Annotated in this window: 16 protein-coding genes and 1 tRNA gene; 10 read left to right on the top strand and 7 right to left on the bottom strand. The window is 42.2% G+C overall.

The genetic code is table 11. The annotated features are described in order from the left end of the window. Positions 1-84: 84 nt before the first annotated feature. The 3 genes from J5X94_RS04980 to trxC all read left to right on the top strand — a co-directional run bounded on the left by J5X94_RS04980 (position 85) and on the right by trxC (position 2,444). Positions 85-957, top strand: a complete 873-nt coding sequence (locus tag J5X94_RS04980; RefSeq protein WP_189585542.1) for an MBL fold metallo-hydrolase — start codon at positions 85-87, stop codon at positions 955-957. 312 nt (positions 958-1,269) lie between these two features. Beyond that, a complete protein-coding gene (locus J5X94_RS04975) occupies positions 1,270-1,890 on the top strand; it encodes a class I SAM-dependent methyltransferase (RefSeq protein ID WP_210540445.1) in 621 nt (206 codons plus the stop codon). 119 nt (positions 1,891-2,009) lie between these two features. Then, a complete protein-coding gene (gene trxC / locus J5X94_RS04970; protein WP_210540444.1) occupies positions 2,010-2,444 on the top strand; it encodes a thioredoxin TrxC in 435 nt (144 codons plus the stop codon). 127 nt (positions 2,445-2,571) lie between these two features. On the opposite strand, the gene J5X94_RS04965 is transcribed toward trxC, so the two are convergent. The 4 genes from J5X94_RS04965 to J5X94_RS04950 form a co-directional block, all read right to left on the bottom strand. Continuing rightward, a complete protein-coding gene (locus tag J5X94_RS04965; RefSeq protein ID WP_010201538.1) occupies positions 2,572-2,973 on the bottom strand; it encodes a hypothetical protein in 402 nt (133 codons plus the stop codon). Positions 2,974-3,214: 241 nt separating this feature from the next. Continuing rightward, positions 3,215-3,574, bottom strand: a complete 360-nt coding sequence (locus tag J5X94_RS04960; protein ID WP_210540443.1) for a SirB2 family protein — start codon at positions 3,572-3,574, stop codon at positions 3,215-3,217. Between the two features lie 140 nt (positions 3,575-3,714). Beyond that, positions 3,715-4,041, bottom strand: a complete 327-nt coding sequence (locus J5X94_RS04955) for a BolA family protein (protein ID WP_201592111.1) — start codon at positions 4,039-4,041, stop codon at positions 3,715-3,717. A 272-nt stretch (positions 4,042-4,313) separates the two neighbouring features. Further along, entirely contained in the window at positions 4,314-5,126 is an 813-nt protein-coding gene (locus tag J5X94_RS04950) for a M48 family metallopeptidase (RefSeq protein ID WP_189585530.1), read from the bottom strand. Positions 5,127-5,722: 596 nt separating this feature from the next. On the opposite strand from J5X94_RS04950, the gene J5X94_RS04945 reads away from it, so the two are divergent. Next, positions 5,723-5,797, top strand: a tRNA-Gly gene (locus J5X94_RS04945). A 442-nt stretch (positions 5,798-6,239) separates the two neighbouring features. Beyond that, positions 6,240-6,866: a nitroreductase family protein gene (locus J5X94_RS04940; protein WP_210540442.1), complete on the top strand. Its 627-nt coding sequence runs from the start codon at positions 6,240-6,242 to the stop codon at positions 6,864-6,866. Positions 6,867-7,111: 245 nt separating this feature from the next. On the opposite strand, the gene J5X94_RS04935 is transcribed toward J5X94_RS04940, so the two are convergent. The 3 genes from J5X94_RS04935 to nadR form a co-directional block, all read right to left on the bottom strand. Next, on the bottom strand, positions 7,112-7,552 hold the full coding sequence (locus J5X94_RS04935) for a DUF962 domain-containing protein (protein WP_010201522.1): 441 nt from the start codon (positions 7,550-7,552) through the stop codon (positions 7,112-7,114). Between the two features lie 173 nt (positions 7,553-7,725). Then, a complete protein-coding gene (gene pnuC, locus J5X94_RS04930; RefSeq protein WP_201592121.1) occupies positions 7,726-8,463 on the bottom strand; it encodes a nicotinamide riboside transporter PnuC in 738 nt (245 codons plus the stop codon). Positions 8,464-8,570: 107 nt separating this feature from the next. After that, on the bottom strand, positions 8,571-9,641 hold the full coding sequence (gene nadR, locus J5X94_RS04925) for a multifunctional transcriptional regulator/nicotinamide-nucleotide adenylyltransferase/ribosylnicotinamide kinase NadR (protein WP_210540441.1): 1,071 nt from the start codon (positions 9,639-9,641) through the stop codon (positions 8,571-8,573). A gap of 507 nt (positions 9,642-10,148) precedes the next feature. On the opposite strand from nadR, the gene J5X94_RS04920 reads away from it, so the two are divergent. The 5 genes from J5X94_RS04920 to J5X94_RS04900 all read left to right on the top strand — a co-directional run bounded on the left by J5X94_RS04920 (position 10,149) and on the right by J5X94_RS04900 (position 15,749). Further along, positions 10,149-10,361, top strand: a complete 213-nt coding sequence (locus J5X94_RS04920) for a PspC domain-containing protein (RefSeq protein ID WP_010201518.1) — start codon at positions 10,149-10,151, stop codon at positions 10,359-10,361. 432 nt (positions 10,362-10,793) lie between these two features. Continuing rightward, a complete protein-coding gene (gene glyQ, locus J5X94_RS04915) occupies positions 10,794-11,765 on the top strand; it encodes a glycine--tRNA ligase subunit alpha (RefSeq protein ID WP_210540546.1) in 972 nt (323 codons plus the stop codon). A gap of 9 nt (positions 11,766-11,774) precedes the next feature. Next, a complete protein-coding gene (glyS, locus tag J5X94_RS04910) occupies positions 11,775-13,868 on the top strand; it encodes a glycine--tRNA ligase subunit beta (RefSeq protein ID WP_210540440.1) in 2,094 nt (697 codons plus the stop codon). Positions 13,869-13,881: 13 nt separating this feature from the next. After that, the gene (locus J5X94_RS04905) at positions 13,882-14,631 is read left to right on the top strand and encodes an Eco47II family restriction endonuclease (RefSeq protein WP_210540439.1); all 750 of its coding nucleotides are present in this window, start codon (positions 13,882-13,884) and stop codon (positions 14,629-14,631) included. Positions 14,632-14,633: 2 nt separating this feature from the next. Then, entirely contained in the window at positions 14,634-15,749 is a 1,116-nt protein-coding gene (locus J5X94_RS04900) for a DNA cytosine methyltransferase (RefSeq protein ID WP_228293160.1), read from the top strand. Positions 15,750-15,756: the final 7 nt, after the last annotated feature.

Here is a 15,756-nt window from a genome sequence, read left to right as displayed (position 1 = left end):
AATTAAATATTGTATATGACGATCCATTATACTTAAAGAATGGTTCGAAGGTTAAAACAATCCTATAAAAGCAAAGAGGCAGCTATGCAAGTTCATTCTTTTTTAGATAGTGATACAGAAACTTATACTCACGTTATCGCTGATACCGAACAGAAACTGTGCGCCATTGTCGATCCCGTACTGAACTTTGATGCCAAGTCAGGCAGAACGAGTACCAGTAGTGTGGATGAAGTGATTGAGTTCGTACGTGAGCAGGGCTGGGCGCTTAAATATATTATCGAGACGCATGCGCATGCAGACCATCTATCTGCTGCTATTCATGTAAAAGAAAGCCTTGGTGGACAATTAGTAATTGGTCAGCATATTACCGAAGTACAAAAAATCTTTAAGCAAATCTTTAACTTTGACACCAGTTTTCGTACCGATGCCAGTCAGTTTGATATTTTGACCGACGAGGGTGAAACACTAGCGCTTGGTGGTATTACCATTACAGCCATGTATGTGCCCGGTCACACACGGGCAGACATGGCTTATCTGGCGGCTGACGATGAAAAGACAGTGGTATTCGTTGGAGATACCTTGTTCGCGCCTGATGTCGGTACAGCACGCTGCGACTTCCCCGGCGGCGATGCCAAAACGCTCTATCAGTCTATTCAAAAGCTGTTGGCGCTTCCTGAAGATACAGTCATGTATCTGTGTCATGATTATCCGGGTGAAGGCCGTAAGCACTGTCCAACGGCGACTGTTGCTGCACAAAAACTAGAAAATATCCATGTTAAAGACAGTATAAATGAAGCCGAGTTTGTACAGATGCGTGAGCGCCGCGATGCGACTTTGGGTATGCCACGGCTTATCATTCCTGCCGTGCAGATTAATATTGATGCAGGACATTTCCCAGAGCCAGAAGACAATGGTACGCGCTATCTAAAAGTACCGATCAATGTCCTTGGTGAATAAACTGTAGTGAGTGAAAAGTAATATTGACACATCGTGCACTGCTGATATCAATTTTTCTTGATTACTGTGCCTGCGCAGACAGAGGCTACAAAAAATTGATATCAGCAATACCATCGCGTTTTTAAAATATTTTGACTATAAAGTATTTTGACTATAAATAGTGCAATAAGTGATAACTGTCATCTTATGCCTCACTACGCAAGTATTGTATGATTGATATCTATCAGAATGCTACTCTGTAGATTATCTGCTGTACAGAAGCTTGGTATGAATATCCACAAGCGCTAAATATGGCAATGACTGGAGAGAATAATGAACCCTTATGAGCGCTATGTATTGCCCAAGCTGATAGATGTTGCCTGTAGTACAGGTAACGTGATGAAAGCACGTTCTAAAATTGTTCCTCAGGCGTTGGGCGAGGTATTAGAAATTGGGATTGGCAGTGGTCTTAATTTGCAATTTTATGATGCCAAAAAGGTTTCTTCTGTTATTGGTATCGACCCAGCGGCTCAGATGCAGACATTAGCACGCAAGCGCGCCGCTGACATTAGTATTCCAGTTGAAGTGATAGCCGTTGATGTCCAAGGCATTCATGCGGATACGGATCAATTTGATACGATTGTGATGACCTTTACCCTATGTAGTATTGATGAGCCAATAGCTGCACTTCGAGAAATGGCGCGCGTGTTAAAACCTAGCGGTCGCTTGTTGTTTTGTGAGCATGGCTTAGCGCCAGATTTTTCTGTTGAGCGATGGCAGCATCGACTGACGCCTTTTTGGAAACCGATGGCCGGTGGTTGTCATTTAGATCGCGATATTCCAGCACTGATTAGAGCAGGTGGTTTTGTCATTGACGAGCTGAGCGAAGAGTATTTGCCCGGCCCAAGACCGATGAGCTATGTATATAGTGGCGTGGCACAGCAAGTGGCGTAGAGAATGAGTATAATTGACTGTGCTAAAATTGCTCGTAAAGCCAATTCAAATAGCTTTTAGTTAAAAATATCAAAGTCGAATTTTCGAGACCGTAAAATAATTAGAATAGGAATCATATGATGAGTGAGCAAAGTTTTCATCTGGTCTGTCCCCATTGCCAAGCAACCAACCGTGTACCTGCTGCACGGCTAAGCGCTGCACCGAAATGCGGTAAATGTAGTCAGCTATTACTGACAGCAAGTCCGCATGAGCTGAATGGGCAAACAGCCAATAAAGTCATCCAAAAAAATGAGGTACTGACCATCGTAGACTTTTGGGCGAGCTGGTGTCAGCCTTGTATCATGATGGCACCAGAGTTCAAAGTCGCTGCTGGTCAGCTGCCTCAAGTGGTCTTTGCCAAAGTTCAAACGGATAAATATGAGCAGGCGGCAGCTCCCTATAATATTCGCAGTTTACCAACGATGGTGGCCTTCAAAAACGGCAAAGAGGTCTCGCGTCAGTCAGGTGCGCTACCTAGCAATCAAATCGTCCAATGGGTGCAAAGCTTACGCTGATCGCTCAATTGATTATGTTTGTTAGGTGGGATAAAAGTCGTTAAAAAAGCCAATATGCAGATCGCATATTGGCTTTTTCATTGTGTGGTCGCGCCATCTTAATCATTTAAACAGCTTTTGCTTAATGTTACTCACCATAAATCTTAACACCATTGGCAAAGCTACAACGTTGAATACGCGCCGATTGGACAATCGCATCACGCTCGCCATAAAGCCGTGATAACTTGGCATCGCGGGCTTTGGTATTGTTACTTTTGCCAACACCAAAGCTGATATTCGGTGAGATGCCCCAGCGGCCTGCAGAAACCCCAACACCCACACCCGAAGCGGACAAGGTTGATTGCTCATTGCGAGTGGCGTCAACATAGCGATTGACACGGACGTACTCTTGGCTCAATGCTTGGCAGTCATAGCTCTGATAAGTGCTTGGCGGCACATATTGCGGCGTGATATTGCCAGTAGAAGCGCAGCCTGAGAGACCCAACATGCCGGCTGATGCCAATAGTGTCGCTATAGTAAAAGTTTTCATAATGGCTCCATAGGGCTAATTGAGGGTATGTGGCGTTGTCGCGATTTTAAGTAAAATTATCGTGATTGCTTTGCTTATAGTCATCTGCTTGCAAACCTCTGTTCTTAATAACGAGCATGCAAGGCATTGTATTTATTTAAGATAGCAAAAATACTGGAATTAAGATATTAAAAATACACTCCCTAGTAGCCATTCATGCCGCAATCGTTCTATCTAAGATCAGTCAGATATAAAGTGACGATCAAAATAAATTATCAGGTTTGCTAAAGGCCAGTAATACAATACCAATATAAGCCACGGCAGCGATAAGAATGCCAGTTTTGGTTTGACCAGGTGTCGCGTGAGTTTGAAAGGCTTTTATACTGGCACTAATAGCCGCCACGAGTAAGATTATTTTGGCGAATACCCATTGTACAGGCGCATTGGCATTCATCAGTTGCATCAGCATTATAGCCCCTGATAGGATGAGCAGCGCATAGAGGACATGGGTGGCTATTTTGACCACGCGCGGCGCTCGTATATTGGCGCTTAATGCGAGATAGCTTTGGTATAAAAATAGCACAATCACCAATACTGCCATGAGCATATGTAAATGTTTCATTGGATGTCATTTCCTTTAACGGCGCAATTTGTAAGTCTGTAAAAAGTCACGTGATGTACGGTTTTTAAATAGCCACCACACCGTGAGCAAAGTATTTTTATGATTGTTATTTAACTAAAACTTCGTCAGCTAAAGTATATCTAAGCTTTATTTTGTCCGGCACATAGCGGGCTATCAGGGCTTTGACCTTGCCATTCGATTGGCGTAAAAGCATGAATCGCTAAGGCATGTACCTGACCACCCTGAGAGGTCAATAAAGCATTAACCAAGCCATATACCAGCTGATGACGCGCTACTAAGCGCTTGCCTTCAAAAGCGTCACTCACGATAGTCAGTTTAAAGTGGCTTTCTTTACCATCGAAGTAACCAGAATGATTCATCGATTCATTAATCAGTTCGATATGTTGTGGTTGTAATACCTGTAGCTCATGTTGGAGCGCATCAGCAGTGGGTGAGTGGGTACTCATAAGAATCCTTTGTTTTGTGTTGCTTAGCAAGCTTTGAAGCAATATTTGAGACCGTGTGGTGACCATTATAACAGACGCTGACAACTGTACAGAAAGCTATTGGATAGACCATAGCACATGCGACAGTTTTAAGATAATACAGCCAGCTTCTGCGCCAAAAACACAAAAAAGCAGAGCGCAACCCATGGGCTATACTCTGCTTTTGGTAAGCTATCAACCTCTATGTAAGACATTGATAGCTGACAGCCGGTAACTACTAGCTAAAATAGCTATTAGCGACGTGATTTTTGATACAGCGGCATCACTTTAGGCATCAATGCTTGCAATTGGCTAATGCGATTGCTACTGGTTGGGTGAGTACTTAAGAACTGTGGTGGCTCACCTTGGCTGGCGCGCTGCATTTTTTGCCATAAGCTGATCGCCGCTTGAGGATTGTAGCCTGCGCGTGCCATTAGCTCGAGACCGATTTGGTCGGCTTCAGCTTCTTGGGTGCGACTGTGTGGACGACTCAAACCTAAATCTCCAGCAACGTTCGCTAGATCAGCTTGACCTTGTGATAGACCAAAGATACTTGCTGCGACGCCGATACCGGTCTGAGTAGCATACTCGCGTGAGAGACGCTCACGTGAGTGCTCACGCAGGGCATGAGACATCTCGTGACCCATAATCGCGGCAATCTCATCATCCGTGAGGTTTAAGCGATCAATAATGCCAGAGTAAAACATAATTTTGCCACCCGGCATAACAAAGGCGTTCAGCTCGTTGGATCTAATGGTATGTACTTCCCATTTCCAATTAGCTGCATCAGGGCGATATACGCCTACTTGACCGATGAGGCGGTTAGAAATATTTTTTAAACGATTGAGCTGAGCTTTATTGGTGTCGAGCACACCGCGTTTGCTAGCTTCTTGCAAGTTTTTATTATAGCTTTGCGCTGATAGCTGCTGTACTTGCTCGCTAGAGACCAAGAGTAGCTGTTGACGATCGACGCCGACCGCGCCACTGTTGGTGGTGCTGGTGCAGCCAGTCAAAGTAAGTGCCGACAATGACGCGGCCATCACGGTGGTGGTAAGCAATTTTCTCATGATAAACATCCTCGCTGTAAATGATAAAAAGTAAAGTTAAACAAAGTTAGTAATAGCGGAGTAGGCCAGTAACAGCAGAGCGGATAGAAGGGCAGTTTATTATTGAAGTTTTACTACCGTCTACCAATCTACTTAATCACTGAAATTTTACCTGAATGGTAACAAGCCATAAGTATAATAATGTTAACAGCCTAAAACCAAGGCAGAAAAAGTAACAATACAGCGTATGATTGTAAGTGGAATCAATATTAACGAGAATAGCGTAACTTTTATTCTTTTATCGTCATAAAGCAGTACGATGTAGTACTACTAATAATAGTTAGTGAATGGTCATATTCAGAATTGATGAAAGAGTCAGGAATAATAGAAGAGATTTTCCTATTACTTTATAAAATAGTTTTAAACGCTGCAATGACTGTATTGATTGCAATATCAATCATTTATGATAAATATGCTCTCGAATAAAAATTAAAAGTGGCAATGCTGATGAAAAATATGAAAAAACCTGTTGACACACGCAGGATATTTGCTAGAATAGCCAGCCTATCGAGACGTAGTAGTTAACAAGTTGTTAGCGATATTGCGAATTGATTTAAGCGGGAATAGCTCAGTGGTAGAGCATAACCTTGCCAAGGTTGGGGTCGAGAGTTCGAATCTCTTTTCCCGCTCCAAATATGGCTCGTTTAGAGCACTAAAGCCTCACTTCATTGTGGGGCTTTTTTTATGGGTGAAATTTGAGAGTGCCGTCATTGAGTACACCAAACCATGAGCACACCAAATCATCTTAAAAAAGAAGAGGCTGGGCAATCCATCATCGACTGGAAAGACGGTCGTAAGGGTTTTGGTGAGGTTGATTCTAAACTAAAATGCTTATCTTCCTGAGTTACCCGAGAACTGCCTAACAGCTTTAAAAATTTTATTGTGTAATAAAACTTTCATAATTTATTTAATTATTAAGTTTTTATTACAAAAATAAGTGTGAGTTTAGCCCATTTTTTCTTATAATAAATCACATTGAAAAATTAAAATTTTTGAAGGGATTGATGAGCCATGTTTATTGAACCTCTATGCTCATTATATTAAATACATACTAATAATTCGGAGTACTATCCTATGTCAAATACGTCGAATACGTCAGATCTACAAGCATTGCAGCAATTGGCTGAAAAACGTCGTTCTATTTATGCATTGAATGATCAGTTACCAGTTGCAAAAGAAGAAGTGGTTAAATTGGTTGAGCATGCTATTTTGCATACGCCATCATCATTTAACTCACAATCGACGCGCATCGTCGTGTTGTTTGGTGACGATCATCAAAAGCTTTGGGATATGACCGAAGAAGCATTACGTGGTATCGTTGGTGATGAAGAAAAGTTTACGCCAACCAAGCAAAAAATCGACGGCTTTAAAGCAGGCGCAGGTACGATTCTATTCTTTGAAGATCAAAAAGTAGTGAGAGCCTTACAAGAAGGAGCGCCATTATATGCCGATAAATTCCCTGTTTGGGCAGAGCACACCAGTGCTATGCATCAGTATGTAATCTGGACAGGGCTTGCTAGCATTAATGTCGGCGCTAACTTACAGCATTACAATCCAGTGATTGACCATAAAGTTGCGAGCACTTGGAGTATTGATGCTGATTGGGATCTGACTGCACAAATGGTATTCGGTGGTATCGAGCAGCCAGCAGGTGATAAAGAGTTCATGCCTGTTGAAGAGCGGATGAAATTATTTGGTTAAACCATTGCGTTTATCTATTATAGTCAGAGCACTTTTAAACCGCTACGGTGTTACCTATCCTAGATGTACTCAGTGTACTATCTGCGGTCGGCCGCCTTGTAGCGATTCTAAAATTCCTTGACTATATTTAGCGAGATAAACATAAAAAAGCGCCGTCCAGCAATTTTGCTGGACGGCGTTTTTTTATTTCAAAGTATAAGTCAGTCGTTGTATAAATAATTGAATGCGCTAAATGGTGACACGCTCTAGTTACGTCGCATAAGACTGTTGGCGACCCAAGCTGGACCGATTAATAAAAACTGTAAGTCTTTAAGAAATGACGGTTTTTTGCCTTCGACTTTATGACCAATAAACTGGGCAATCCAAGCTACAACAAAAACAGCTGCCCAAACCTTGAAACTTAAAGGTAATAAGGTCATCACTGATAGACAAATGAGAATAAAAATCCCCATTGCCAAAAATAATGGCGTCGAGAGTTTCATATAGAATAAGAGTACTAAGGCACTAAGTACCAAAGTAAACCAGACTGACAGTGACATACCCATTCCTAATAGACTAACAAAAATAGTGGGGACACACAGCCAATGGATTTTTTTGTTGATTAGGTTTTGATGACTGACCGAATATTCACTGAGCCATTGCTCAAGAGTACGCTTAGACATCTTTTGTTGACGATTACGAGACATACTAACCTCCGTGTTAGTAAATGAATGACTAGTAGTAGCTCAATGCGTGAGTCTACTGACGACTACCAGTTGTAGCACTAATTTGTGCAATCTACCATATTATCTGGTAAACCGCACAGTCAAAATAGATTATGCCAACGATGCCAAATGGGTTCATTTTGAGCCAATATGTTTTATGCGGATAGTTGCTCGCTGCGGTACCATTCATATAGGCCAACGAAAGAATTTACTTGGTAAACCATGGTCTGAATAGCAAAAATATAATTGCCCGACATGAGATTCACGATCAGCCAAACAAAATTGACGATAATCCATAACCACCAGCTAAAAGAATAACGCAGAATCATCGCGGCTTGCGCAGTAATAGACAATACAAAAGCAATGACGTTAATCCAAAAGAAGGAGATGAAACCTAAAAATAGACTGCTATCGTCTTCTACGACCGCGTAGCCGTAGTTGGCCAATAAGTCGTTGACGGTGGGGAAGAGTACCAAGCCGATAACAATAAATACGGCGGTAATTAACCAAACCGCTTTGCTAGCAGACTTCGGTATCATATCGCCATCAGGGTCAGTGTGCTTTGACCAATAAAAAATACCGTAGACATGGGTAAAAAAGTTAAATAACGGTGCCAGCATCAAGCCGACTGCGCCGGAAGTGGCTTGTACCACGACTTCGCCAGCGGTAGCGCCCATCCCAAAGCCATTGCCCATGACGTTTTTTCGGAATGACAGCGATACCACGCATATCAGACCGATAAATGAGACAGCCAAATAAAACCAATCAAGCGTGGTGTGGTCTGTGGTGAGCCAAAAACCTGCGGATAACGCAATAACGCCACAAATGAACCAGGTTATGATCCATTGCAGCGCCCATTTTCCAGTAATATTGTCTAATAGCTGAATGCGCATAACTGTTTTTTCCTAAAATGAATATGGCTATCAACAAGGTGCTGATAAAAGACACTGACAGCCGCAATATTATTATAAATCCATGAATTTTGGGTATGTTTTTTATTCTAAGAGTTTTTACCATAAACATGCTGATCGATAAGCAGTAACGCTTGCTGGTAGCGTGCATCGTAATCAGGCTGATCAACCATATGCGGCTTAATATCATGACGGGAAAAAATGTCGACGAGGCGCTGCTCAAAGCGTCCACGCGCCTCAGGCGTACCCAATGAGCGCATGCCATCGTCAACCCACGGCGTATTATTGTCCAGCATAATCGTATGGTCTACGCGAAACTCACCAATACAAGCCGCGACGAAAGGATGCGTGCGACCTTCATATTCTTCACAGAATGCTTGAGTGGTCACAAAGTCAGTATCAATAATAGTGACAGGCGCAGTCGCTCTAGCTGCTGCTTCTCGTATCGCCTGAGCATGATGGAGCGCAATGGGTGCATAATCACTGTATTGTAGCCCGATCTCGCTCCCGCCCAAATCCGTACCGACATACAGTCGTCCCATCTCCAATGCAAAGCTAGCGCCATAGTAGTTGGCAAGCTTGTGCACCAGTGTCGTCTTGCCTGAGCTTTCACCACCAACGATGGCAACGGTCTTGGTATAGTCCCCACGTGCTTGTGGATGCAGCGCTGACCAGTGCGCTACGGGATCACGGGCGATGGCATAAGAATCAAACTCAGGCTGTAGCGGGGTAGTGACGACTGGTATCGATAACTGCTCATAAACATCGCTTTGAGCCAATGGATGGTTTTCTGCGACAAATAATACTGCCTCTGCGGGCAAGTTGAGCACTTCTGTCAAACGTTGTAATTTGGCATTACTGGAGGAAATATCGATTGTCACATCAACGAAGCCATCATGTAGAGGCAGCTCAATCTCATGAGTGGTATGAATACGAACAAAAGGCAAGTCTGCACAAGCCATCTGCAACCAACGCGCTTTGTCTTGTAAGGTGATACTAAAATCGGCATGCGGTGATGGGTGTGCCATTATGACGATATGCAAGGTCTTTGCTTGTCCTGCCGCTGCCAATATGCTGCGCATCTGCCCCAAATGGAGCGGTTCAAAATGCCCAATCATTAAACCCGTCTCGTACATAGCTATCCTTATCTGTATCCACATTATGTTGAACCGACTATATAAAGGTTTGTCCAGACTTACAGGTAGGTTATTGTAAACAGCCGTTTTATGCTCAGAAAAATACCGTAAATCTACCAAATTTACTCTGTATAACTTAATATTTCCCTCGCTTTTATGGGCATGTTAACCATTTGTCATAATTTATTGGAATATCAAAAGGTTAGAGTCACTGTAGTAAAGCCGTAAGGTTGTAGAAATAAACTGCGCTCTGAAACATTTTGAAATATCTATTTAAAATCAGGGGTTTACGAGGCCTTATGACAGGTTAGGGCAAGTTTAGGTAGCATAAACTCACAAAGTACGTCTACATACTCAACAGATTAACTTATAAACATTGCTATAATTATTCATAAGTTGAGAACGCTAAGCATTTTTAAGAATAAGCATCTTCAATAGTAAATGTTTTTAGTAGTAGGTGTTCTTAATAGTAAGTGTTTATATAAAATCAAAAGTAAGCAAAAGAAAAACTATATTAAAGAGGTATTTGATTTGGCTAAATTAGCAAAATTACATCGCTCACAGAATAATCGCATGATAGCAGGTGTGATGGGCGGCATCGCAGAGTATGTCGGCTGGTCACCTACTTGGGTAAGAGTGTTATTTGTAATTATTTCATCATTAAGTGCAGCAGTACCAGGCATATTAATCTATATCATTTTATGGATAATCATGCCCAAAGCAACAAATGAATCGTATCAGTAAACCAGTTCTAAGATCTAAAGCTATACTTTGCAAGTGAAAGTTTAACTAAAAAATAAAAAGCCTGATCAATCAGGATACCAAAGACATACTTTTCCTCCTGCCCAAATGTTCACGCATTTGGGTATTTTTTTGTCATTTATGCTTCCCTTTATGGTTTCGTCAATGAAGCTTCTAGTGCTCAATGAGCAAATATGCACCATTTTTAGGGTGTCTCTTTGATTGCTTGATAAATTTAGTTGATGTAAATATGGATAAAATAGTCATTTTTTAGTAAGGTGAGCAGACAAATAGAGTCGTTGCCGAGTAGGCTGTACGAGTGCTATCAACGTTTTGTTCAACAGACCCTAATACTAATTCCACAGTGGCTTTATTATGATGCCCCAAACTATGACAACTCAAACTATGACAACTGAAGCGAAAAACTCTCAACCGATGACTTTTCAGGATTTAATCCTAACCTTGCAGAACTATTGGGCTGACAAAGGCTGCGTTATCTTGCAGCCTTATGATATGGAGGTCGGTGCAGGTACTTTCCATACGGCGACATTTTTGCGTTCGTTAGGTCCTGAGCGCTGGAATGCTGCCTATGTGCAGCCGTCACGTCGTCCTACTGATGGACGCTATGGCGATAACCCAAACCGCTTGCAACATTACTATCAATTCCAAGTAGTGTTAAAGCCAAATCCACCTAATATCCAAGAGCTATATTTAGACTCGCTAAGAGCTATTGGTATCGATCCGTTGGTGCATGATGTACGTTTCGTCGAAGACAACTGGGAGTCACCAACGCTAGGTGCGTGGGGACTTGGTTGGGAGATTTGGCTAAACGGTATGGAAGTGACGCAGTTTACTTACTTCCAGCAAGTGGGCGGTCTCGAATGCTTCCCAGTCACTGGCGAAATCACTTACGGTCTTGAGCGCTTGGCGATGTATGTACAAGGCGTCGATAGCGTTTATGATTTGGTCTGGGCAGATGGTGAGTTTGGTCGTGTCACTTATGGCGATGTCTTTCATCAAAATGAAGTTGAGCAGTCTACCTATAACTTTGAGCACGCCGATGTGCCGATGATGGGTCAGATGTTTGATTTTTATGAGCAGCAAGCGGATAAGCTAGTTGCCGAGGGCTTGCCACTACCAGCCTATGAGATGGTGTTAAAAGCCTCACATGCCTTTAACTTACTTGATGCTCGCGGTGCTATTTCAGTGACTGAGCGTCAGCGTTTTATCCTACGTGTGCGTACGCTTGCTCGTAAGGTTGCTATTGGTTATGTTGAAGCACGTGCCAAGTTAGGCTTTCCATTAGCAGACGAGGAACATCGTCAGGCAGCGCTCGATAAGTATTTGCCAAAAGAAGAAGCCGTTGAAAATACAGATGACAATCAAACTACTACTAATAATAAATAGGAGCATCCCATGAGTACTATTCTATTTGAACTGGGGTGTGAAGAATTACCTCCAAAAAGCCTAAAGCCACTACGTGACGCGCTACAAGCAAGTGTCACTGAACAATTGACTGAAGCAGGTATCAGCTTCGATGGTATCAAAGCCTTTGCCGCGCCGCGCCGTTTGGCGCTTCAAATTCAGGGTATTAGCGATAAGCAGCCAGATCGCAGCGAGCAAAAACGTGGTCCTGCGATTAAAGCAGCATTCGATGCAGAGGGCAATCCGACGCGCGCAGCGATGGGTTTTGCCAAAGGCTTGGGTATTGAGGCCAGTGAGCTGATAACGATTAACACCGATAAAGGTGATTATATCGGTTATGAGCAAACCATTCAGGGTCAAGCGACGACTGAATTGCTGCCCGCTATTTTCCAAACAGCGCTTGATAACTTACCTATTGCTAAGCGTATGCGCTCAGGCGCTAGCCGTAATGAATTCGTTCGTCCAGTACAATGGGCAGTATTGATGCAGGATAATGCTGTCATTGATGCGACCATCCAAGGTCATCAGACAGGAACACAAACCCGTGGTCATCGCTTCCACAGCCCTGACTACCATAACATTGGTCATGCCAATGACTATGAAGAATTACTAGGTGGCTTAAAAGTAGTTGCTGATTTTGACAAGCGTCAAATGCTGATCAAAAATCAAGTCAAAGCATTGGCAGATGAAGTCAACTCAGATGCTATTGTTCCGCAAGCGTTGCTAGACGAAGTGACGGCATTGGTTGATTTTCCGATTGCCTTACGAGCAAGCTTTGAAGCGCGCTTCTTGCAAGTGCCACAAGAAGCGCTTATTTCTACTATGCAAGCGGATCAGAAGTATTTTTGCCTGACAGATAAAACCGGCAAGTTGCAGCCTTACTTTATTTTTATTACCAATATTGAGTCAAAAGACCCGAATCAAATTATTGAAGGTAATGAGAAAGTCGTGCGTCCACGTTTGGCTGATGCAGAGTTTTTCTTCTTACAAGACCAAAAGCAGCCATTATTTGCACTAACAGAAAGCCTAAAAACTCGCGTCTTCCAAGACAAATTGGGTACGATTTGGGAAAAATCTGAGCGCATTGCCAAGCTTGCTGCATTTATCGCCGCCTTAATGCAACAACAAGGTAGCGAGATTAGTATCGATGAAACGGTACGTGCAGGTATTTTGTCCAAAGCAGATTTGGCAAGCTCATTGGTTGGCGAGTATCCTGAATTACAAGGTATCGCGGGTACATATTATGCGCGTTTGAATGATGAGCCAGAAGCAGTCGCGGCAAGTTTAGAAGAGCAATATTTGCCCAAGTTCAGTGGTGACGTTTTACCACAGACGCCAATTGGTATTTGCTTAGCATTAGCAGATCGTTTGGACACGCTCGTCGGTATTTTTGCCATTGACCAAGCACCAACGGGTTCAAAAGATCCGTTTAGCTTACGTCGTTCTGCTATTGGTATTCTGCGTATTTTGATTGAGAAGCAGCTACCGATTAACTTGGTAGCGCTGGTTGAGCAAGCCATCAAAGGCTATAGCACGAGCGATGGTAGCAAGATTGCCAAAATGGGTGATACGTTTACCCAAGTAATGGCGTTCTTGAACTCACGCTATCGTGCGATGTATACAGAGCAGGGCGTTAGCGTCGATACGATTCAGGCAGTGCAAGCGATTAACCCGCATATGCCGCTTGATTTTGACCAGCGTATTCGTGCCGTACAAGCATTTAGCGAATTGTCACAAGCATCGATGTTGGCTGACTCGAACAAACGTGTTGCCAATATTTTAGCCAAGTCAGAGGTAAGCGTCGCTGATAATGTCGATGAAGCGTTGTTGTCTGAACCTGCTGAGCAAAGTCTATATGCGAGTGTGCAGCAAGCACAAACAGCGGTGCAACCATTGCTTGAGCAGGCTGACTATACGCAAGTATTGCAAACGCTAGCGAGTTTAGACGAGCCGTTGACGCAATTCTTTGACAATGTCATGGTCAACAGTGAAGATACTGCACTAAAGAACAATCGCTTAGCGTTGCTTAAGCAAGTGCGAGCTTTATTCTTAACCGTGGCTGATATTAGTGAGCTGCAGTTGTGATAAGGGTTATAATATGCAATATGGCTTAACATTTATTGATGATGAAGATTTATTTAATCATGTTAAATCTACTGTTGAAAAGTATCGGGCTATTATCTGCCTGAGGGATTTTCGTAAAAATATCATTGATCCGATTAAGTTGACTTTTGATGCTCGTATTTATCAGCAGTCATGGGAAGAGATAATCGAAGGTGAAGTGATTAGACAGCTTGATAAGTCTAACAACAACCATATTGGTTATTTTCATCAAGATATTTTTCATTATATTGATGGATGGCACGTACCATCACAAGGTTTTGATGTCATTAATCAATCTAAGAAAATATATGTCGAAATGAAGAATAAACACAATACGATGAATTCATCATCCAGTCAGAAAACCTACATGAAAATGCAAGATCAACTGATTGAAGATGCGGAATCAGTTTGTTTATTAGTTGAAGTAATTGCCAAGCGTAGTCAAAACATACCTTGGAAAATTAGCCTTAATAGTGTTAGTAAAAGTAGAGATAATATTCGTAGAGTTTCAATAGATCAGTTTTATCGTTTAGCAACAGGACAAAATGATGCTTTTTATCAGATTTGTCAGGTTCTGCCTCGTGTAATAAATGATGTATTGGAAAGTACCAATTTAGATAGCATAATTCAAAATACGGTTATTGAAGAGCTGATGGAAGGTAGAACGGATGTCGATATCCTCAAATCTATATACCAAACGTCTTTTGCTACTTACGAAGGATTTACTGACTTCAAATGGAGATGATATTGCAGCAGATTTCATTGTTTGATGATGTTGATAGACTCCATTCAGATATGGACAAAAAAAGTATGCCTGAAGTTGAAATCAATCGTAATGCCCTGAGTAGTATTGAGCTGTTTGCAGGGGCAGGTGGCTTAGCTTTGGGATTAGAGCAAGCAGGTTTTAATAATGTATTCCTTAATGAAAAAGATAAATGGGCATGTCAAACTTTACGCCATAATCGTCCAAATTGGCAAGTATTAGAATCCCCAATAGAAGAAGTTGATTTTACTACTTATCGCGATAAAATCGATTTAGTAACTGGTGGATTTCCCTGTCAAGCATTTTCTTATGCAGGTAGCAAGGGCGGATTTGAAGATACTAGAGGAACGTTGTTTTTTGAATTTGCACGTGCTGTTCAAGAAATCCGTCCGAAAATCATGGTTGGTGAAAATGTTAGAGGGTTGCTAAATCATGATAAAGGAAGAACGCTTGCAACTATTAAACAAGTTATTGATGATATCGGATACCATCTCATTGAACCTAAGTTACTACATGCTAAGTATTATCAAGTGCCACAAAAAAGAGAGCGCTTGATATTAGTGGCAATTCGTAAAGACTTGATCAACAGTATCAATTTTCATTGGCCTGAGCCTGAAGAGCGCGAGTATACGTTAGCAGATGGATTGAAAAAAGGTGTTTTATACGATACAGATGTACCACAGTCTGAAGGTCAGAAATACCCTGAAAAGAAAAAAGTGGTGTTAGACCTTGTACCTGCCGGTGGTTATTGGCGAGATTTGCCGGAAGAGATTGCCAAAGCATATATGAAAAAAAGCTATTATCTTGGAGGCGGCAAGACAGGGATGGCGCGAAGGCTTGCTTGGGATGCACCCAGTTTAACATTGACTTGCTCTCCTGCACAGAACCAGACTGAGCGTTGTCATCCTGACGAAACTCGCCCTTTGACAGTAAGAGAATACGCTAGAATTCAAACTTTCCCTGATAACTGGACGTTCGCTGGCAGTACTAGTCAACAATATAAGCAAATTGGTAACGCCGTTCCTGTTAATTTAGCTAAGGCTTTAGGGTTGTCTTTATTTAAAGCTTTATCTGATTGCGGTGGTTCTAAGCAAGGCTAATTCTTAC

It is taken from the genome of Psychrobacter sp. K31L, from assembly GCF_017942195.1.
Classification (GTDB): Bacteria; Pseudomonadota; Gammaproteobacteria; order Pseudomonadales; family Moraxellaceae; genus Psychrobacter; species Psychrobacter glaciei.
This window is presented reverse-complemented; position numbering and strand designations above follow the sequence as displayed.